This is a genomic window from Nonomuraea angiospora (assembly GCF_014873145.1).
Taxonomy (GTDB): domain Bacteria; phylum Actinomycetota; class Actinomycetes; order Streptosporangiales; family Streptosporangiaceae; genus Nonomuraea; species Nonomuraea angiospora.
In genome coordinates this window covers 2,193,357-2,212,094 of the sequence record NZ_JADBEK010000001.1, presented here as the reverse complement: position 1 = coordinate 2,212,094, position 18,738 = coordinate 2,193,357, and the positions used below count along the sequence as shown (strand labels likewise).

The window sequence follows — 18,738 nt, the reverse complement described above, 5'->3', positions numbered from 1 at the left end:
ATGAAGTGGAACAGCGGGCCTACAACCAGTACTGCGCGACTGCGCGCACACTCGATCTCGTCGGAGATCGCTGGACCCTGCTGCTGATCCGCGAGCTCCTGACGGGCCCCAAGCGTTTCGGCGACCTGCAGCACAGCCTGCGCGGCCTGGGCACAGGGCTGCTGGCCGCGCGGCTGAAGCACCTGGAACGTGAGGGACTGGCGCGCAAGGTCACCTTGCCGCCGCCGGCTCGTACCGCCGCCTATGCCCTCACCCAGGCCGGGGCCGACCTCGAGCCCGTGGTGCTGGCCCTGGCCCGGTGGGGGCTGACGTGGGCGATGGACGAACCTCGTGAACAGGAGGCCTTCCACCCCGGCTGGGCCGTGCTCGGATTGAAGGCCTGCTTCGACCCCGAAGCCGCCGTAGGCCTGCGGGCCGTCTACGAGTTCCGGGTGGAGGAGGAAGTCTTCCACGCCCGCGTCCACGACGGCGCGATCGAAACCGTGCACGGCCCCGCCCAGCAGCCGGATGTGGTCATCACCAGCAGCCGGCGAGCCTTTCGCGACCTCGCCTCCAGCAGATTGACGCTCGCCGAAGCGCTCGACAGCGGCGCCGCCTCCGCCTCCGGCGACCGGCACGCCCTGCGCCGGCTCCACCACCTGTTCCGGCTGCCGCGTCAGCGAACCCGCTCAGCGGAGTCGTCCTCTCCTTCGTGACCCCGGGCAGGCATCGCGCGAGCGGGCCGGCCGTTACGGAGAATGGGCGTTCACAGCCGGGAAAAGGATTTCGTCATCCGGGGAAAACCGGACCCGCCCGCACTGCGCGCTTTCGATTCGTCATTCCGCACTGTGGCGGATATGAGGTGGCGCAGCGGCGAAAAGGCGCCGGTCGTCGTACAGATTCCGTCGAACATATTCCGTAATAGCGTCACAAGCAGAAATCCCGAACTTGCGGAGAAAACATGCGTGCGGTGCAACAGCGTGAATGGGGCGGCCCGGAGGTGCTGGAGGTCGTCGACGTACCGGCGCCGAAGCCGGCCCCGACCGAGGTGCTGGTCAAGGTGGTCGCCGCGGGAATCAACCCGGTGGACTTCTACACGCGGATGGGCGTGGCCTACAACCGGGTGCTGAGCCTGCCCTTCATCAATGGCTGGGACCTGTCGGGCATCGTGGTCGAAGTGGGCTACGGGGTCACCCGGTTCAAGGAAGGAGACCGGGTGTTCGGCATGCCGTGGTTCCCTCGTGAGGCGGGCGCGTACGCCGAGTACGTGACGGCGCCGTCGCGGCACCTGGCGCTGATGCCGGAGGGGATGTCGTTCACCGAGGCGGCCGCTCTGCCGCTGGCTGGCCTGACGGCGTGGCAGATGGCAGTCGACATCGCCGGGGCCGGCCCGGGCCGGCGCGTGCTGGTGGCCGCGGCGGCCGGGGGAGTGGGGCATCTGGCCGTGCAGGTCGCCAAGGCGCAGGGGTCCTACGTGATCGGTACGGCCAGCGCGGCCAAGCACGACTTCGTCCGCCGGATGGGTGCCGACGAGGTGATCGACTACACCGCGGTGGACGTGACGAAGGAGGTGCGAGACGTCGACGTCGCCATCCAGATGTTCGGTGGGGACACCGGGCTGCAGACGCTGGAGTGCCTGCGGCCTGGCGGGCTGATGGTGAGCGGGCAGGGGGCGTGGACGCCCGGCATGACCGAGCGGGCCGGCGAGCTCGGTGTGCGCGCTCTGTCGTACCTGGTGGAGCCGGACGCCGCCGGGCTGGAGTCGCTGTCGCGGCTGTATCGCGAGGGCCGGCTCGCGGTGCACGTGGAGCGGGAGTTCCCGCTGGAGGAGGTGGCCGCGGCCCATGACCTGGTGGCCAAGGGGCGGACCACGGGCAAGGTCGTCCTTCAGGTGGCCGACCCCGAGGGCACGCGATGAAAGGCGGTCAGTGACGCCGCCGCGATCAGACAGGCGACGGTGACGGCGGCCATCACCCATCCGTATCCGGCCGTGCCGGCGATGGCCATGGCAGCGGTGGGGGCGTCGGCCTTGGCGAGGGTGGCGGGCAGAGCGAGCCGGCCGGACAGGCTGGCGTAGGCCGTGGTGCCGTAGCGCCCGGTCAGCAGGTGTGGCCGGGCGATGGTGCCCACTCCGAGGCCGAGCCCGAACAACAGCACGGCGGCGATCGCGCCGGCCCGGCTCGCGCCGACGAACGGCAGTGCCGCGGCGCCCGCGGCCTGCAGGGTGAAGATGACCGCGGCGACGAGCGCGACGGGTAGCCGGCGCTGCAGGCCGGTGGTGACCAGCCGGCCGGTGACCGACAGCACTCCCAGGAGCCCGGCCACACCGGCGGCCAGGAGTGGCTCGTGGCCGAGGCCGACGAGGTAGTCGATCAGCAGGATGGAGATGGTCGCCACTGCGGCGTTGTACAGGGTGAAGGCGGTGGCCGGCAACCAGAACGCCGCCTGACGCGTGGCGGCGCGGACCAGCCCGGCCCGATCACCTGGTCGCGGGACGGTCGCCGCCTGCGGTGGGGCGTCGGCAGGACGTGGCCTGCGTACGGCGATGGCGTGCAGTGGGATGGCGGTCACGCCGTAGACGGCGGCGAGGACGACCAGGGCCTGCCGCCAGCCGCAGGCATGGACGAGCAGGGCCGTCAGCGGCATGAAGATGGAGGAGGCGAAGCCGGCCGCGACCGTCACCGCCGGCAGCGCCCCGGCGCGGGCCCCTGCCGGAAGGCGGGCGACGATCACGGCGAAGGCCGCCTCGTACAGCACCATGGCCGAGGCGACGCCGATGGCGGCGAAGACCACGTACAGCTGGACCACCGTGCCCACCTGCGACCAGGTCAGGAGCGACAAGGCGCCCAGCACGGACCCCGCCGTCATGAGCCCCCGGCCACCGTGGACGTCCAGGTACCGGCCCACGGCCGGTGCGCCGATCGCGGTGATGAGAACCGACAGCGTCAAGGCGAGCGAGAGCTGCGAGGCATCGGCGTGCTGCTCTTCGCTCATCGAGCGGAGCACGACCGTGAAGCTGTAATAGAGGACACCGAACCCGATCGTCTGGGTGGCGGCCAGTGCGCCGACCAGGCGCCAGCCTCGTATGAGGCCCGGGCGGCGGAGGGCCCGTTGTCCGGGCTCCGGACGCCTCATGCCTCAGCAGCGTGATGCGCCGCTCCGCCTGTCGCATCGGTCGTCAGAACCACTCCGGTCACCCCCCAGGCCACCAGTAGATACCGGCGATGGGTGAGGGTGCATCCGTAACGTGACCGGTGCTCGGCGGGGCTCTAGTCCGGATCTTGGCCACGCCGAGGTGACGAAGGAGTCCGTATGGCCGTCACTCTGATCAATCCCGAAGGAGTGCCGCAGAGCGAGGCGTACCGGCAGTTGCCGGTCGCCACCGGATCGAGGCTGGTCTTCGTCGCCGGTCAGGTCGCCCGCGACGCCGACGGAAACAGAGTCGGGGAGAGTGACCTCGCCGCTCAGACCGAGCAGTGCTATCTCAACGTCGCCATCGCGCTGGCGGCGGCGGGAGGTTCCTTCGGCGACGTGGCGAAGGTGACCATCTATGCCGTCGATTACACCCTCGACAAGATGCCCCTGCTGCTGGAGGGGATCGGCCGGGCCGCCTGGAAGCTGGGCGTCAGGCCAGTTCGATGAGGTCCTCGCGGTCGATGGACGCCAGGGGTTCGAGCCGGAGCACGTGGCGCAGCACGACGAAGCCGAGGAGGGAGGCATGGAGCACGCCGGTCCGGAGCGGGGCCGAGGCGTCGGCGAAGATGCCGGGAACCGCTTCCAGCAGCTTCTCCTCCGAGCACACGCCCTTCAGCAGGATGCGCATCGCTTGCGCACTGGCGGGATCCACAGGGCGACCAGCGCGCGCGTTCTTTCCGAACTCCGCCGCGCCGCTTCCAGAATCTCCTCGACGGCGGGCTTGGACGCCGCTGACCGTCTGCCACGAGACCTGGCGGGCGGCCGGTTCTTCTCATCCATCCGACAATCCGTCCTCGGCCGTGCGCCTGCTCTGATCAGCGCCTTGAGCGGATGCTGGCGACGTGCTGGTCTCCTGCGAATCCGTCGCGGGTGACCGGCGTTGAGCCGGGGAGGCAGGGGCCGCCTGGCCGGGCACGAGCCCGCTTCACCACAACCGGCCGGCGGGCATGGCGTATCTGTCGAATGACTGGTTGTGGCCCAGGAGCGGTGGAAGAGCTGGGCGAGAGGGCGGGCGCGGCGTACTATTCGAACCGTCCCGTTCGGTTCGGTTCGAGGGGAGTAGCCAATGAAACGCACGTGCCAGGATGACGCGGAGGGGCAAGCGTGGACGTATTGATCGTCGGCGCCGGGCCGACCGGGCTCACCATGGCGGTCGAGCTGGCCAGGCGCCACATCGACGTACGCGTCATCGACGCCCTCCCGGCGCCGACCACCGAGACCAGGGCGCTGGGAGTTCAGCCGAGGACGCTGGAGCTGTTCGATCGGCTGGAGCTGACGGAGGCGACGATCGCCGCGGGGGTCCCGGTGGCCGACTTCCACATCTTCAGCGAGAACAAGCAGTTCCTCGACCTGAGCGTGAGCCGGTTGGACACGCCCTACCCGTACCTGCTGATGGCGCCGCAGCCGAGGGTGGAGGAGGTCCTCACCCGGAGGCTCCTGGACTACGGCGTCAAAGTCGAGCGCGAGGTCGAGCTGACCGCTCTGTCCCAGGGGCCCGGCGAGGTCCAGGCCGAGTTGCTGCACGGCGACGGTACGACGGAGCAGGCCCACGTCCCGTGGCTGATCGGTTGCGACGGCGCGCACAGCACCGTACGCCACCGGCTCGGCGTGCCCTTCGTCGGTGAGGCGTTCGAGGAGAACTTCGCCGTGGCCGACGGCCGGGTGGACTGGCCGGTGCCCTACGACGTCTTCCACGCCTTTCTCAACAAGGGCCGGTTCGTGGCCTACTTCCCGATGCCCGGCGGCATGCACCGCATCACGATCGCCTACCCGCCGGGCCACGTCCCGCAGGGTGAGGTGACGTTCGAGGAGGTCCGCTCCGCCGTGGCCGTCTGCTCCCCGCCGGGCACCCGCCTGGTGGAGATCCTGGAGTCTGGCCGTTTTCGCATCAACCAGCGCAAGGTGGCGCGCCATTCGGTCGATCGCGTCTTCCTCGCCGGTGACGCTGCCCATGTCCATTCCGTCGTCGGCGGCCAGGGCATGAACACCGGCATCCAGGACGCCTTCAACCTCGGCTGGAAGCTCGCCGCGGTGGTCCAGGGCCGGGCGCCCGCCGGCCTGCTGGACACCTATGCCGCGGAGCGTTCGCCGGTCGCGGCACGTCTGGTGAAAGGAACGCGTCGGGCGACCCGCATGACGCTGCTGAGCAACCCGATCGCCACGGCGGCCCGGCGCATCCTGGCGCCGCACATCACTCCGCTTCCCGCCGTGCAGAAGCCCCTGTCGCGGGCGTTGACCCAGCTCGATGTGTCGTATCGCGACGGCTCGGGTGGCAGCAACGACGACCGGCTCGCCGTCGGCGATCGATTCCCCGAGATCGGCCTGCAGCACCCTTGGAAGCACACGCTGCTGGTCTTCGGCATGGAGCCGCCCACCCTGCGGAGCGTGCTCGGCGACCTCGACGACCTGATCGACGTCCGGCTCATCTCGGACGCAAGGACGCGGGAGCGCTGCGGAATCCAGGACGACGGGCTCGTCCTGGTCCGCCCCGACGGCTACCTGGCCCTGCTCGGCGGCGACGTTCACCACCTTTCCACCTATCTCACCACGACATTCGGATCACGGAGGAACACATGAAAGCCATCCAGATGCACGCGGTCGGCGGCCCCGAAGTGCTGCGCCTGGGCGAGATCGACGTCCCTCAGCCTGGAGCCGGCCAAGTCCTGGTGAAGGTGGAGGCCGCCGGCGTGACCTACGGCGACGTCATGAAGCGCCAGGGCGGATTCGGGCCCGACCTGCCTCTTCCCGCGGGCCTGGGACTCGTCGCGGCGGGAAGCGTGGCCGCGGTCGGTGCCGAGGTGAGCGCGCCGGCTCTGGGCTCCCGCGTGATGGCCTGGGTGGAGCACGGTTATGCCGAGTACGCCCTGGCCTCTGCCTCGGCGGTCGTTCCGCTGCCGGACACCGTCGATGTGCGCGAGGCGACCGCCCTGCCGGTGCAAGGAGTGACGGCGTACCAGACCCTGCATGACGCCGCTCGCCTGCAGCCCGGAGAGTCCGTCCTCATCCACGCCGCGGCGGGAGGCGTGGGCAACCTGGCTGTGCAGTTCGCCCGCCTGCACGGTGCGAGCACGGTCATCGGCACCGCCAGCCGGCCCGACAAGCTCGGGCACATCCGCGGTCTCGGCGCCGTCGCCGTCGACTACACCGATGAGAAATGGCCGCAGCACGTGCTCGACGCCACGGACGGGAAGGGCGTGGACGTGGTGCTCGACTCCGTGGGGGGCACCATCGCCGCAAAGAGCCTGGAGTGCCTGGCGCCGTTCGGGCGGCTGGTGAGCTTCGGGGCGGCCAGCGGCTCTCCGGCAGCCGTCACCGGCATGTCCCTGATGTTCAACAACCAGTCGATCATCGGTTACGGGCTCCCGGGACAGATGCAGAAGCCGGCCCGCCTGGCGGAGGTCGTCGGGAAGCTGGTGCAGCACCTGGCCGACGGCGAGCTCGATGTCACCATCGGGCAGGCGCTCTCCCTCGAACAAGCCGAGCAGGCACATCGGGCCATCGACCAGCGCGACGTGGTGGGAGCGACCGTTCTGCTGCCCTGACCAGGCGGCGCCAGCCCCTCTGACAAGCGCCTCCGGTCAGGTCCCGCACGGGGCCCGGGTGTGGTTTGAAAGGGCCGCCGCGCACAACTACGCTCGAACCGTACCGTTCGGTTCTAGTGAGGTGTCGGATGAGTCACGACGATGTGAAGATCGTGCAGATTCGGGCGGCGGCGAAAACGTTGTTCCTGCGCCACGGATTCGCCAACGTGAGCACGGCGGCCCTGGCCAAGGAAGCGGGCGTGTCGAAGGAAACCCTGTACACGCGGTATCCGAGCAAGGAGGCCGTGCTGGCGGACGTGCTGGAGCACCTCATCACCACCACCGAAGAGTTGCCCGTCGCCACCACGGTCATCACCTGCAGAACCGATCTGGAACGCGAGCTGCGCAACTTCGCCGACAAACTCCTGGCCGGGCTCATGGACCGGGAGTACATGGAACTGGCGCGCATCGTCATCGCCGAGACGCCGCGGCTCCCTCACGTGGGGGAGACCTTCCGCGGCGCCGTCCCCGACCGGGCGATGGCGGTGGCCAGAGGGCTGCTGGCGGCGGCACGGGACGCGGACGTGATCGAGGACCTGGATCTGCACAGCGCGGCCCTCATGCTCGTGTCACCCCTGGTCATTCACGCGTTGGTGAACGTCCTGCTGGTCGCGCCCACGGCCGAGAGGCCCCCCGCGACGCTGGACGTCGACTCATGCGTGTCCCTGTTTCTCAGAACGATCGTCTTCAAGGAGAAAGCAGCATGAATGCGGAGGTCGTCGTTGTCGGAGCCGGGCCGATCGGGCTATTGCTTGCCGGTGACCTGGCCCAGGCGGGGATCCGGGTCACGCTGGTCGAGCGGCGGACCGAGGAATCGCCGCTGTCCAGGGCGTTCGCCGTGCACGCCCGCACGATGGAGGTGCTGGACATGCGCGGCCTGGCCGAGGAGGTTCTGGCCACCGGCAGGACGGTTCCCGGTCTGCTCGCCTGGGACCACGTCATGATCGGGATGGCCGAGCTGCCGGGCCGGTTCCCGTACATGCTCATCACACCGCAGTACGAGATCGAGCGGCTGCTGCTGAAGCGAGCCCTGGAGGCCGGGGTGCACCTGCTGGCGGGACACGCCGTCACCGGCCTGCAACAGGGCGCCGACGATGTCAGCGTGCACGTGCGCACGCCGGACAGAGAGGAAAGCACCCTGCGTGCGCTGTACGTGGTGGGTGCCGACGGGCGGCGCAGTGTCGTTCGCGAGGCGGCCGGCATCGCCTTCCCCGGCCATGCCGTGACCCGCTCGATGATGCTCGCCGACGTCCGGCTGACCGAGGAGCCCAAGAACGTGCTGTCGGTCAACGGGGTGCGCGAAGGGTTCGTGTTCATCGCCCCGTTCGGCGACGGCTGGTATCGCGTCATCTGCTACAACCATCTCAACGGCGACCTGCCTGACGAGGCTCCGGTCGACCTGGAGGAGCTGAAGTGGCTGACCGGCAAGGCGTACGGCACCGATTTCGGCATGCACAGCCCACGCTGGATGTCGCGTTTCCACAGTGACGAGCGGCAGGCGGCCAGTTACCGGGCCGGGCGCGTGTTCGTCGCCGGCGACGCCGCCCACGTGCACGTGCCCGCCGGCGGCCAGGGCATGAACACCGGCCTGCAGGACGCGGCCAATCTGAGCTGGAAACTCGTCGCCGCGGTACGCGGCTGGGCCCGGCCCGGCCTGCTGGACACCTACGACAACGAGCGTCACCCGGTGGGCCGGGCCGTTCTGCGCACCAGCGGGATCTACAGCCGGATGGCGCTGCTGCGCTCACCCTTCCTGCGTACGCTCCGCAACCGGATCAGTGGCACGGCCATGCGGATCACGCCGATCCGCCGGGCCGTGGCCCTCAACATGCTCTCCGGCATCTCCCATCGCTACGCCGCACCCGAAGGTGCCCATCCGTGGGTGGGGCGGCGTGTACCCGACTTCGCGCTCGACGGTGCGGCCGGCAGGTTGTACGAGGCACTGCGCGGCGGCAGGTTCGTGCTCAGCACTCCGCTGGTTCCGCCGTCCGGCTGGAGTGACCGCGTCGAGCACGTCATTCCCGCCGATCGTGGGATGCGCAGCATGCTGATCCGGCCTGACGGCCATCTCGCCTGGGCCGGGGACGGAGACCTGGCCCGGCCGCTGGCCGATTGGTGCGGCCCCGCCTCCTGACGGAGGACATTGCCCGCAGGCGTCTCCAACAAGGAAAACGCCTTGATCGCCGTGACCGTGTGAACCAGTCACACGACAGATGCGTGCCAGCCTGAAGATCATCCCCGGACGACGACATCCCCGAGTTCCCGCTGTTGCGCGAGATCAACTGCTCCAACCGCGACCCGCTCACGCAGCTCGCCGTTCTCCTTCTCCAGCGCGCTGACCCGCCCGGCCAGAGCCCGCGCAAGAGCGATCAGCTCCTCGCGCGACAACTCCTCCAGGCCAGACACCCCACGAGCTCACCACGCCCGGCCGAGATGATCAAAGTCACACGATGTGACGAGACCAGAATGCCCGTCGCTTGTCGCGCGCAGGCTGAATGTCTCTATAGAAAGAGGATGCCGCTAACCTCCGGCGTATGCCTCGCCTGGTGTTCTCCGACTCGGACCTCGGTCGTGTCCGATTCGCCATCCTGCCCTTTCAGGAAACGCTGAAAGCGGCGCGTGGCCTCGGGCTGCCGAAACCGCCGCCTGGCCTGGCCGCGTGGCGTCATGCCAGGCGTGCAGTGTTGCCTGCGGTGGCTCGGCCGGTGGTGACACTGTGCTCGGCGCACACCCAGCATCTGCCGGACTTTCTGACGCCGCAGCCTGCTACTGACTCGATGTCGTTCGAGGACGAACTCCACGCGGCGCTTGACGACCCATCCGTGCCGGTGCAACAGGACACGGCTGCGTTCGCCGGCGTACTGGAGACCGTTCCAGTGGTCGTCGACACGCTGCTGCACCATCCCGACCGCGGTCGGCGAACGTTGAGGCACGCTTTCACGGCGTTCCACCAAGCGGTGCTGGCTGCCGATTGGCCACGGCTGCACGCCCAGTTGGCGGCGGATGTGGCCTATCGTGCACGGCTCGCGGCGCAGCATGGTCTGGACGCCATGCTCGCCACTTTGTGCCCTCCACACGTGCGTTGGGAGTATCCGCATCTGGGATTCGACGGGCCGGGCGCGCCCGATTTCGCCCTCGGCGGCCGCGGGCTGGTTTTGGTGCCGAGCATGTTCCTGACCGATGGTGTGCACCGGCAGCTCAACGACCGGCAGCAGCCGATGCTCTTCTATCCGGCGCGCACGGCCGGGGCGTTCTGGCGTGACAACGGTGGGCGCAGCTGGCCAGATGGGCGTTTGGCCGGGGCAATCGGTGAGCGCCGGGCGGCGGTATTGCGGGCTCTTGCCGATCGCCCCGGCTGCGGCACCACGGACCTTGCCGCGGCGTTAGACGTCACGCCGGCAACCGCCTCGACGCATGTGGCGAATCTGCGACGTGCCGGGCTGGTCGTCACCATCCGGGTGGCACGAACGGCCCGGCACGAGCTGACTCCGCTGGGCCGGCACCTGCTGGACGCGCACATCGGATAATCGGTCACTCGACGGCGATCGCCTCGATTTCCAGCAGCCATTCCTCGGAATAGATGTCGGTGATGATGATGGTGAGAGCAGGACGGTGGTCTCCGAGAATCTCTTGGCGGATGCGGCTGTTGGCTTCCCGGTACATGCGGTCGGAGAGGTACGTCGTGACCTTGGCGAGGTTTCGTACGCCCATGTCGGCCTCGGCCAGTACGGCGAAGACGTTGTGCCACGTCAAGCGGCACTGGGAGTCGAAGTCTTCGGGAACTGCGCCCTGCCTGGCCCATGGGACCTGGCCGCTGACGAACACAGTGCGGCGGACACCAGCCACCAAGGTGCCATGCGTGTAGTTGCCCGTCGCGTCCGGGAGCGTCGCGGGATTGATCGGCTGTGTCAGGGACGTTTCCATGGCGGCGACGATAGGTACGCGGCCACACAGGTCACAAATACTTCGAGGATTCATCAAATCGTTCGGGGAGGCCCAGTCCCAAGTGGGCCTGTAAGCATCCACGCCCAAAGACGATCACACCCCACGACCATCCAGCATCGAAATGTGCAGGGCGTGAATGCTTACCGCTTTACCTGCCGGGCCGGTATCGGCCCTCACCCCATCCCCTGCGTCCGCGCCGCCGTCCAGCGCGGCCGGGGCCGAGCCTGTCGAGGCGAGCGAGGAAGAGGCCGCCGTCAAGGCCGAGCAACTGGGCGTGCCGGTGGAGGTGGCCGCGCTGCGTGGGGAGAGCAGCGATGTCTTCGTGATCCCTGACGGGCAGCTTGAGGCCCGCGAATACCTGCGCCCGATCCGGACCAGGATCTCCGGCGCGTGGAAGCCGATCGACACGACCCTGGCCACGACCGGCGACGGCATGGTGGCGCCCAAGGCCGCCACGGTGGGCCTCACCTTCTCCGGCGGTGGGGAGAAGCCCCTGGTGCAGCTGACCCAGGCGGGCCGCCGCCTGGCGCTGTCGTGGCCGGGCCCGCTTCCCGCGCCGCGCCTGGAGGGCGACACCGCGACATACCCGGACGCCCTGCCCGGTGTGGATCTGCGGATGACGGCGTAGGAGGACGGCTACAGCCAGGTGCTGGTGGTCAAGCCGGCCGTGGCCGCGGCCGACGCCCGGCTTGACCGGCCTGCGCCTGGGCATGGCCGCCGACGGCATGACCGTCAAGGAGACCGAGACGGGTGGGCTGTCGGTGACCGACAACGGCTCCGGAGGCACGGTGTTCGAGGCGGCGCAGCCGGCTGATGTGGGACTCCAGCGTCGGATCCGCCACAGCCGCGCGCGGCCGAGGAGCCGGGAGCGGGCGAGAGCGGCAAGCCGGCGGCCGTCGACGCGGACGTGCCGTCCGGCGGCGAGCTGACCTTGAAGCCCGACCTGGGCGTGCTGCGGGGCCCGGACACGGTGTATCCGGTGTTCATCGACCCGCAGGTGTACACGCCGAAGGCGACCGCGTGGACGATGGCCTCGCTGTACTGGGCCTCCAGCCCGCAGTGGAAGTTCCAAGGCGAGTCAGACGCGGGCCTGGGCTCACATCCGGTCCGCAGCCCGTCCAGGATCTTCTCCCAGGTGCCGTCCATCGACCAGCGGCGAGATCCCCCACCGGCAGCAGACCTTCGGCCTCGGCGAACTCCCCACCGACTACCAACTCCTGCTCCAGACCGTGACCGCCGCGATCGGCCCGCTGATCTGCAAGGACATTTGCAGGCAGCGGGGCTGAGCACCGAATCGGGACAGGTGGAGGGCACCCGCGCCAAGCCGAACCGGCTGGCCGAACGGGGCTGGCTGCGCAAGACGGCGACCGGGAGTTTCACCTCGATGTCCTGACCTCGACATCCTGACCTGGCCCGCGATCACCAAGACGCGGTCACCACGCCCATGCCCGCGACGCCTCGCCGCCGCCCCACACCCCCGACCAGCGGCGATAACCCCTGCCGGCGCTCACGCAGAAACAGCGCCCCGGCAGGGGCTTGGCGGCGTGTGACCACTACCAAGAAGCCCGCCGAGGGCGCACCTGCTGTCTATCAGGCCGCGCTGCCGCTGTCGTCCAAGACCGTCACTTTCGTCGCCGACCTGCTACGCGACCACCTGAAAGTGATCGGTTCACGCTGGCGCAAACTCCCCGCAGCCAAGATCGCGGTCATCGTGCTCGCGGTCCTGCGCCATGACCAGCGCCTGGCCGACATGGCCGGCGGCAACGACGTCTCGCCCAGCACCGTGCGCCGCTGGGTCAGCGAGGTCCTGTGGATCTCCGCGGCCCGGCCCGGACGCTCCAGCGACATCACCACCGCCCGCCACAACCACCTCGCCCAGAAACTCCGCGACGCCGGCCTGGGCGCTGGCCGGCCTCGGCTTCGTCGGCCTGGACGACGACAGCGACAACCCGATCGACATCACCGGATACAAAGCCGCCCGCGGCAAGCCCCTCACAGCCGCCCAAAAGCAGGTCAACCAGCTGATCGCCAGCGAACGCGCCCCGGTCGAGCACGGCTTCGCCACCTGAAGAACTGGAGAATCCTCACCAAGCTCCGCCTGAACGCAGCCCGAGCCACCATGCTGCTGCGCGCCCTGCTGGTGCTGACCACCAGCGAGATCACCCGGTGACGGATGATCTCGCGCCTTCACCTGCCCGAGCGCCGCCAACCGAACTCACACAAGGCCTGTGACCTGCGGATTCAAGAGGGAATTCGCTCAGTGGTCCCGCCGTCAGACCTTGACGCGGACCGTGACCGTGCCGATCAGCACGCGGTGGTCGGAGCACGGCCCGCCACCACAGGCGGTGCCCCCGGTGCCCTCCCCCAGCGCGTCACCGGAGTACGCGCCGGCGATCAAGCTCTCCCGTACGAAGATCATGTCGATCTTGGGGCGGTCGTTGCAGGGTTTCTCAACGGGGAGCGTGTCCAGGGTGGTGGGTTCGCCGACGCCGGGGCATCGCGGATCCAGGTCGTCGAGCTCCCTGTACGCACCGGTGTTGTTGTGGTTGTTCGGCCCGTTGACCGTCGGAGAGTACCAGTCGTTGAGCCGTTGAAGGTGGGGGCGTGCGTTGAAGTCGCCGGCGATGATCACGGTGTTGCCGGCGTTGTAGAGGTCCTCGAGATGCTCCTGTACCGCGTTCAGTTGCTGCTCATTGATGGGGCTTCCGTTGATGTTCGAGTCTTTGCTGGTGATGTGCGTGGTGCAGAACCGCATATGCTGGAGGCCGACAAGCGGCGCGCACAGAAGCTTGTACACGACGTTCTGGGTGTATTTCGGCAAGTCGTACTTCTCGGCGGTGCCGAGGTCTCGCCGGCTGAAGATGGCGATGCCGAACGGCTCTTCGTTGCAGGCCGGGTCATCGTCCGATTCTTCCCCGTTTCGGATGGCCGCGAAGCGGGCGAAGCTTGTGCCCTCGGACACCCAGCCGTTCTCTATGAGCTTTTTCTGCAGCGCCTGGTACTGACTCCAGCAGAGTTCGTTGAAGGCCGCGAAATCCGAGTCTCTGGTCCGGATCGAATCGGCTGCGGCGTCCACCATTCCGTTGGTCGTGGACCCGCCGTTCATCTTCCAGCCGGACACATTCCACTGCCACACGTTGTAGGTCTTCACCGAATCGGCGGCGTGCGCCGAGCCGCCGGTCAGTAGTGTCGCGCCCAAGGTCACCACGGCGACCATCAACCGGGCGATCATTCTCATCTCACGTACTCCCATCGAGGCTGTTCTTGTCAGCCCCGACGCTATTCACCGTCGATCTCTAGCGAATCTGTCAATCGACTGGTGTTTCTCATGGAGATGGGATCTCAGTAGCAGAATCAATTTTCAACGAAGTGGTCTCTGACCTGCGAAACGACTATATTTGACAGGTTGGTGATCACTGCCGGCACGTTCGTTCCGGTTTTGTTCGGTACGGCACGTGGAGCGGTGCGTTGTCAGAGAAGATGTTCCCCGAGGAGCAGTTGGAGCAGCTGCGCTCGTTCCCGGGGATCAGCGCGGATGAGTTGATCCGGTATTTCACGCCGACGTCGGCTGACGTGGCGTTCGTCGATCCGGGCAAGGGGCGGGGCCCGGTTGACCGGCTGGGCATGCTGGTCCAGCTGTGTACGCTGCCGTGGCTCGGGTTTGTGCCCGACGATGTGGCCTCGGCTCCGCCGGCGGCTGTGGCCCGGGTCGCGGAGCGGCTGGGGGTGAGCCCGAAGGCGCTGCGGCTGTACGGCAAGCGCGATCAGACCCGCTCGGATCATCTGGGCCTGATCGCCAAGGCGGGCAGCCAGGCGATGAAGGAGCTGGAGCAGTTCCTGCTGGACCGGGCGATGGAACATGACTCGCCGACGCTGCTGTTCAACCTGGCGCGCGAGTATCTGATGGTGGCCAAGGTGATCCGGCCCGGCGTGCTCATCTTGGCCAAGATGGTCGGCACGGCCCGCAAGGCGGCCTCCGATCTGACCTCGCAGTTGGTGGGGCACCTGCTGACGGCGGAGGTTCGCGCCGATCTGGAGCGGATGCCGGCCGTGAATGCGGGGCAGGGGATGACCCGGCTGGAGTGACTGGAGCCCGGCCCGGGACGCCTCGGCGACGTCGGTGAAGACCGCGATCGACAAGCTGACCTGGCTACGCGCGATCGACGCCCACCAGATGGACGTGTCGGCGCTGCCGAACGAGCGGCACCGGTTCCTGGCGCAGGTCGCGCGCCGTTCTACCAACCAGGGGCTGGAGCGGCGCAAGGAGCGCAAGTTCCCGATCCTGCTGGCGTTCGTCGCCCAGGCCGTGGGCGACCAGTTGGATGAGGTGGTGTCCCTGTTCGACCAGGCCGTCGGCGCGCGGGAGTCGCGGGCGAAGTCCAAGACGGATGAGGCGCTGGTCGAGCGGGCCAGGAGCACCCGCACCTCGCCGGTGGCCTCGCGCACATGGACCTCGGCGAACTGGGCGCCGAAGCAGTACATCTCGTACTGGGCGAGGTACGGGTTGCCGGGCATCTCGGCGGTGACCTCGACGCCTTCGGCCGGGATCGAGCCACCCAGCAGGTCGCGCAGTTTGCCGGCCGCCGCGTGGACGGTCGTGCCCCAGCAGTTGATGCCGGTGGAGCCCGCGAGGCGATCGCCGACGCCGCCGTCGTCGGTGTGTACGATGCGGAGGGCGACGAGGTGCCGAGGGCCTTCGTGGTCAGGCGGCCGGGCAGCGAGCTGGACGAGGACGATGTGATGGCGTACGTGGCAGGGCTCGTGGCCCCGTACAAGAAGGTGCGTCAGGTGCGGTTCGTCGACGCGGTGCCGCGCTCCGCCTCGGGCAAGATCCTCCGACGAGAGCTTCGTGGCGCAGGAGGAGAGTAAGCCGCCGCCGGCGGCTGAGCGACGTATGGGTGTAGTGCCGCGGGCCTTACTGGCCGGCACCGCCTTCCTGCTGGTCTGCCTGCTGCCCGTGAGCGCCGCCGTGGGGGTGTTCGCGGCGACGGCCAGCATGGGGTGGGCGGCTTCGGCGCTGGTCCTCGCCATACTCGCCGGTGCCGTGCTGTGTGTCGTGGCCGGCGTCTTCTCGGAGGGGGACCCGGCGCCCCTGATCGGGTGTTTCGCTGTGGCGATGCTGCTCGGTGCCGGTCTCGGCGTGAACGGGACCATCCACCTGGAGCAGGCCTACCAGCACTGGTACGGCGTGCCCAAGCAGGCACGGGTCTCCCTGGTGCAGGTGGACGACAAGGCCAGGCGTGGCGTGCACTGCCGATACATCTTGGGCGGGATCTTCGCCGATCAGTGGAACGACGACTTCCCCGTCGATACCCAGCCGGATCGTGCGGCGTGCGAGGCGAACGTCGGCACGACCATCGAGGTGATGGTGGATCCGCGACGGCGCGTCCGGCCGCAGGTCAGTGATGACCTGCAGGGCATCGGCACGGCGTTGTGGGTCGAGGCCGCGCTCCTGACGCTGGCCGGGCTCGGCGGCCTGGTCACCGCGGGCCTTTCCGTCCGGCCGGGCAAGAAGTCCGCGCGGGCGAGGCGGGCCGCCCCGGTGCGGCCGGCGGTCGATCGCGTTCCCGCACCGCATCGGCAGCGGCCACGCCGACGAAAACAACGTTAGTGCCCGGTGATAACGCGACCATCGAGATCATCGGGCGTGCTGTCTTCAAGCCCGGAGCGTCAGGCGCAGGTCGAGGTGGCCCGCTTGCCGTCGAAGCGGTCGCCGATCCACGCGAGGATGTCGGGCATGGCGCCGTCGTCGACGCCGGTGACCTGGCCGGGATAGGTGTCGTGCGCCAGCCCCGGATACGTCCGGTAGTCGACGCGCGAGCCGGTCCGGCACAGCGAGCCGGCCACCTCATCGGTCATGGCCTTGGTGACCAAGGTGTCGGCCTCGCCCTGGAGCAGCAGCAGCGGACCGGCCACCGGGCTCTGCCCCGTGCTGTTGCGCTCGAGGTAGCGGGCGACGCGCCGGGTGAGGTGACCACGGCGCCGAGGTAGCCGGGCTCAGGCCGGCGCACCTGCGTTTTCGCGACGGCCAGCGCCCGGCCCCTCCTTGCGAGTGGCCCCAGACGGCCCAGCTCCGCGACAGGCCGGGGACGGCGTGGCGGGCCGCGCGCAGGTCGTGGAGGCGCCCAGGGCAGGGGAGCGGGGGCGTCGTAGAAACGCGTGCGGGTCAGGGCGTTGGCCTGTTGCTGCTGCTGGGCGGCCTGGCACCAGGTGTCGCAGGGGAAGGCTCGGCCTGGGCGGACGCCGGAAGGGCCGCGACCATCGCGGCCGCGCGCGGCGAGCACCGCGGTCACGGATCGGCGGAAGAGATTCATGTCGATTCCTTCGACGGTGAGTTGATCGATCTATGGAGGGCGCAGGGCGGCGTGGTGTGACAGTTCTTCCTGCCGGGTTTCGCCGCAGAGTCAACTCACCAGTGTTGAGTTCGTGTTGGCCCTCGTTTATGGTGAACTCACCATCGTTGAGTTATCTCGGGAGGAGACGACGATGCCGCGATCCGTAGTGATCACAGGAACCTCGTCGGGGATCGGCCGCGCTTCCGCTCTGGCGCTGCAGGCCAGGGGCTTCACCGTGTTCGCCGGCGTCCGCGATCCCGCGGACGGCGAAGCCCTGCGTACCGCGTCCGGCGGTGACATCGTCCCCGTGCGCATCGACGTCACCGACGGAGAGTCGATCGCCACCGCCGTGGCGCAGGTGCAGGAGGCCACGGGGGCGGCGGGACTGTCCGGGCTCGTCAACAACGCCGGGAACGGCGCGCCGTGGCCGATGGAGCTCGTGCCGCTGGAGGTGTTCCGGGACCATCTGGAGGTCAACCTCACCGGTCAGCTCGCCGTGACCCAGGCGTTCCTGCCGCTGATCAAGCGCGCCAGAGGGCGCATCGTCAACGTGGGCTCCGAGGGCGGGCGGATCACTCTGCCGTTCCTCGGTCCCATCACGGTCGCCAAGCACGGGCTGGTCTCGGTGACCGACGCGCTGCGCATGGAGCTGCGTCCCTGGGGCGTTCAGGTCAGCATCGTGGAGCCGGGCGCCACGCAGAGCAGGGCCCCCGTCAAGCTGGTGGAGAACGGCCGGCGCGCCGTCGCCGAGCTGTTCCCGGCGCGCGGCCGTGCCGATTACGGTGCGACGTTCATGCACGTGATCGAGAAGATCGCCTCAGGTCATGAACGTACGGGCAGCCCTCCGGAGGTGATCGCCCGTGCCGTGGTGAAGGCGATGACCGCGCCCAGGCCGCGCACGCGTTACCCCGTCGGCGGGCACGCCAAGCTGCTCACCCGGCTGCAGCGGGTGCTGCCGGACCGCGCGATGGACGCCCTGTTCCTGCGCATGCTCGGCCTCGACCGAGCCTCCTCTTCTGCTTCTTCGACCACTGCGGGGGTGTAACGATCATGTCGGTGGATCTGCCGGTTGATCGGGTCGTCGTTCTGGACGGCGACTTCGGGACGATGGCCGTGGAGGCCGGCGGCTACGCGATGAGCGTGCCCGGGCTGACTCTTAGGGAGAAGGTGCTGGTCTGGCTGGCCAACGACGTCTGCAACGGGCACCTCGGCGTGCCGTACGAGCTGCATCTGACGCTGGGGCTCCAGGCGGGGATGTCCTGGCAGGAGCTGCGCGAGGTGCTGCGGCACCTGGCCCCGTACGCCGGCTATCCGGCCGTCGTGCAGGCCTTCGTGCGCATGCGGGAGTTCGCGGACGGCGCGGATTCCACCACCTCCCCGAGCGGCGATCCCGCGGGGGAGCCGCCCGCGTTGCCCGATGACGTGGACGGCGACTTCGCGGGCTGGCTCCGGCACCAGGAGGAGAGCCGCTGGCAGCGCCCGCTGCTGACCGCCCGCGAGCGGGCCCTGCTCTGCGTGGTGGTCGATGTCTTCCACCAGACGCTCGGCGAGCCGTTCCGCGCCCACGTCGAGGCGGCCAAGGCCGCCGGCGCCGACGAGGAGACCCTGCGCAACCTGCTGCGCCTCATGAGCGAACTCGGCGCGGGCAAGGTGTGGCAGGCCCTCGCCGCGCTCAACGCCCTGGCAGGCTGACGGCCGGGCGA

At 68.9% G+C, this 18,738-nt stretch carries 24 protein-coding genes; 18 read left to right on the top strand and 6 right to left on the bottom strand.

The window, feature by feature from the left end; translation table 11 throughout:
* The first annotated feature begins 5 nt into the window (after positions 1 to 5).
* Both H4W80_RS63505 and H4W80_RS10050 read left to right on the top strand, forming a co-directional pair.
* Positions 6 to 695 (top strand): winged helix-turn-helix transcriptional regulator, encoded by a 690-nt coding sequence (locus tag H4W80_RS63505; RefSeq protein WP_192784841.1) that lies wholly within the window; start codon positions 6 to 8, stop codon positions 693 to 695.
* A 245-nt stretch (positions 696 to 940) separates the two neighbouring features.
* Entirely contained in the window at positions 941 to 1,897 is a 957-nt protein-coding gene (locus H4W80_RS10050; protein WP_192784840.1) for an NADP-dependent oxidoreductase, read from the top strand.
* Here H4W80_RS10050 and H4W80_RS10045 read toward each other — a convergent pair.
* Positions 1,867 to 3,114, bottom strand: coding sequence for an MFS transporter (locus tag H4W80_RS10045; RefSeq protein ID WP_192784839.1), 1,248 nt, complete (start codon positions 3,112 to 3,114; stop codon positions 1,867 to 1,869). The two genes, H4W80_RS10050 and H4W80_RS10045, sit on opposite strands and share 31 nt — an antisense overlap.
* A 177-nt stretch (positions 3,115 to 3,291) precedes the next feature.
* Between H4W80_RS10045 and H4W80_RS10040 the strand changes: the two genes are divergently transcribed.
* Entirely contained in the window at positions 3,292 to 3,621 is a 330-nt protein-coding gene (locus H4W80_RS10040; protein WP_192784838.1) for a RidA family protein, read from the top strand.
* Here H4W80_RS10040 and H4W80_RS10035 read toward each other — a convergent pair.
* Positions 3,605 to 3,802 carry a TetR/AcrR family transcriptional regulator gene (locus tag H4W80_RS10035; RefSeq protein WP_192784837.1) on the bottom strand — a complete coding sequence of 66 codons (198 nt, stop codon included), beginning with the start codon at positions 3,800 to 3,802 and terminating at the stop codon, positions 3,605 to 3,607. The genes H4W80_RS10040 and H4W80_RS10035 overlap by 17 nt on opposite strands.
* 476 nt (positions 3,803 to 4,278) lie before the next feature.
* Between H4W80_RS10035 and H4W80_RS10030 the strand changes: the two genes are divergently transcribed.
* The 4 genes from H4W80_RS10030 to H4W80_RS10015 all read left to right on the top strand — a co-directional run bounded on the left by H4W80_RS10030 (position 4,279) and on the right by H4W80_RS10015 (position 8,889).
* Positions 4,279 to 5,751, top strand: coding sequence for an FAD-dependent monooxygenase (locus H4W80_RS10030; RefSeq protein WP_192784836.1), 1,473 nt, complete (start codon positions 4,279 to 4,281; stop codon positions 5,749 to 5,751).
* The gene (locus H4W80_RS10025) at positions 5,748 to 6,716 is read left to right on the top strand and encodes a quinone oxidoreductase family protein (protein WP_192784835.1); all 969 of its coding nucleotides are present in this window, start codon (positions 5,748 to 5,750) and stop codon (positions 6,714 to 6,716) included. Before H4W80_RS10030 ends, H4W80_RS10025 begins: the two co-directional genes overlap by 4 nt.
* A 128-nt stretch (positions 6,717 to 6,844) precedes the next feature.
* On the top strand, positions 6,845 to 7,462 hold the full coding sequence (locus H4W80_RS10020; protein ID WP_192784834.1) for a TetR/AcrR family transcriptional regulator: 618 nt from the start codon (positions 6,845 to 6,847) through the stop codon (positions 7,460 to 7,462).
* The gene (locus H4W80_RS10015) at positions 7,459 to 8,889 is read left to right on the top strand and encodes an FAD-dependent monooxygenase (RefSeq protein ID WP_225963348.1); all 1,431 of its coding nucleotides are present in this window, start codon (positions 7,459 to 7,461) and stop codon (positions 8,887 to 8,889) included. The genes H4W80_RS10020 and H4W80_RS10015 overlap by 4 nt, the downstream gene beginning before the upstream one ends.
* 98 nt (positions 8,890 to 8,987) lie before the next feature.
* On the opposite strand, the gene H4W80_RS10010 is transcribed toward H4W80_RS10015, so the two are convergent.
* Positions 8,988 to 9,161 (bottom strand): hypothetical protein, encoded by a 174-nt coding sequence (locus H4W80_RS10010; protein WP_192784832.1) that lies wholly within the window; start codon positions 9,159 to 9,161, stop codon positions 8,988 to 8,990.
* A 128-nt stretch (positions 9,162 to 9,289) separates the two neighbouring features.
* On the opposite strand from H4W80_RS10010, the gene H4W80_RS10005 reads away from it, so the two are divergent.
* Complete coding sequence (locus H4W80_RS10005) at positions 9,290 to 10,282, top strand: DUF5937 family protein (RefSeq protein ID WP_192784831.1); 993 nt, start codon at positions 9,290 to 9,292, stop codon at positions 10,280 to 10,282.
* A 4-nt stretch (positions 10,283 to 10,286) separates the two neighbouring features.
* Here H4W80_RS10005 and H4W80_RS10000 read toward each other — a convergent pair whose 3' ends face one another.
* Entirely contained in the window at positions 10,287 to 10,679 is a 393-nt protein-coding gene (locus tag H4W80_RS10000; RefSeq protein ID WP_192784830.1) for a RidA family protein, read from the bottom strand.
* Between the two features lie 157 nt (positions 10,680 to 10,836).
* Here H4W80_RS10000 and H4W80_RS09995 point away from each other — a divergent pair, with 157 nt between their 5' ends.
* The 3 genes from H4W80_RS09995 to H4W80_RS09985 all read left to right on the top strand — a co-directional run bounded on the left by H4W80_RS09995 (position 10,837) and on the right by H4W80_RS09985 (position 12,870).
* Complete coding sequence (locus H4W80_RS09995) at positions 10,837 to 11,328, top strand: hypothetical protein (RefSeq protein ID WP_192784829.1); 492 nt, start codon at positions 10,837 to 10,839, stop codon at positions 11,326 to 11,328.
* Between the two features lie 303 nt (positions 11,329 to 11,631).
* Positions 11,632 to 12,093 (top strand): hypothetical protein, encoded by a 462-nt coding sequence (locus H4W80_RS09990; protein WP_192784828.1) that lies wholly within the window; start codon positions 11,632 to 11,634, stop codon positions 12,091 to 12,093.
* A 153-nt stretch (positions 12,094 to 12,246) separates the two neighbouring features.
* Positions 12,247 to 12,870, top strand: a complete 624-nt coding sequence (locus tag H4W80_RS09985) for a hypothetical protein (protein WP_225963347.1) — start codon at positions 12,247 to 12,249, stop codon at positions 12,868 to 12,870.
* Positions 12,871 to 12,972: 102 nt separating this feature from the next.
* Here the strand turns inward: H4W80_RS09985 and H4W80_RS09980 are convergent, their stop codons facing one another.
* Positions 12,973 to 13,938: an endonuclease/exonuclease/phosphatase family protein gene (locus tag H4W80_RS09980; RefSeq protein ID WP_225963346.1), complete on the bottom strand. Its 966-nt coding sequence runs from the start codon at positions 13,936 to 13,938 to the stop codon at positions 12,973 to 12,975.
* Positions 13,939 to 14,168: 230 nt separating this feature from the next.
* Between H4W80_RS09980 and H4W80_RS09975 the strand changes: the two genes are divergently transcribed.
* The 4 genes from H4W80_RS09975 to H4W80_RS09965 are packed head-to-tail and all read left to right on the top strand — an operon-like array spanning position 14,169 to position 16,311.
* Positions 14,169 to 14,786 carry a DUF4158 domain-containing protein gene (locus tag H4W80_RS09975; RefSeq protein ID WP_192784827.1) on the top strand — a complete coding sequence of 206 codons (618 nt, stop codon included), beginning with the start codon at positions 14,169 to 14,171 and terminating at the stop codon, positions 14,784 to 14,786.
* Between the two features lie 34 nt (positions 14,787 to 14,820).
* Entirely contained in the window at positions 14,821 to 15,441 is a 621-nt protein-coding gene (locus H4W80_RS63500; RefSeq protein WP_318786785.1) for a hypothetical protein, read from the top strand.
* Positions 15,360 to 15,569: an AMP-binding enzyme gene (locus tag H4W80_RS63495; protein ID WP_318786784.1), complete on the top strand. Its 210-nt coding sequence runs from the start codon at positions 15,360 to 15,362 to the stop codon at positions 15,567 to 15,569. Before H4W80_RS63500 ends, H4W80_RS63495 begins: the two co-directional genes overlap by 82 nt.
* Positions 15,570 to 15,594: 25 nt before the next feature.
* Positions 15,595 to 16,311, top strand: a complete 717-nt coding sequence (locus H4W80_RS09965; protein WP_192784825.1) for a hypothetical protein — start codon at positions 15,595 to 15,597, stop codon at positions 16,309 to 16,311.
* 59 nt (positions 16,312 to 16,370) lie between these two features.
* Here H4W80_RS09965 and H4W80_RS09960 read toward each other — a convergent pair whose 3' ends face one another.
* A complete protein-coding gene (locus tag H4W80_RS09960) occupies positions 16,371 to 16,616 on the bottom strand; it encodes an alpha/beta hydrolase family protein (RefSeq protein WP_192784824.1) in 246 nt (81 codons plus the stop codon).
* Positions 16,617 to 16,882: 266 nt separating this feature from the next.
* Between H4W80_RS09960 and H4W80_RS09955 the strand changes: the two genes are divergently transcribed.
* From H4W80_RS09955 to H4W80_RS09945, 3 genes are all read left to right on the top strand, one after another.
* A complete protein-coding gene (locus H4W80_RS09955) occupies positions 16,883 to 17,074 on the top strand; it encodes a hypothetical protein (RefSeq protein WP_192784823.1) in 192 nt (63 codons plus the stop codon).
* 112 nt (positions 17,075 to 17,186) lie between these two features.
* Complete coding sequence (locus H4W80_RS09950) at positions 17,187 to 18,080, top strand: SDR family NAD(P)-dependent oxidoreductase (RefSeq protein ID WP_192784822.1); 894 nt, start codon at positions 17,187 to 17,189, stop codon at positions 18,078 to 18,080.
* 5 nt (positions 18,081 to 18,085) lie between these two features.
* Positions 18,086 to 18,727 (top strand): carboxymuconolactone decarboxylase family protein, encoded by a 642-nt coding sequence (locus H4W80_RS09945; protein WP_192784821.1) that lies wholly within the window; start codon positions 18,086 to 18,088, stop codon positions 18,725 to 18,727.
* Positions 18,728 to 18,738 lie beyond the last annotated feature (11 nt).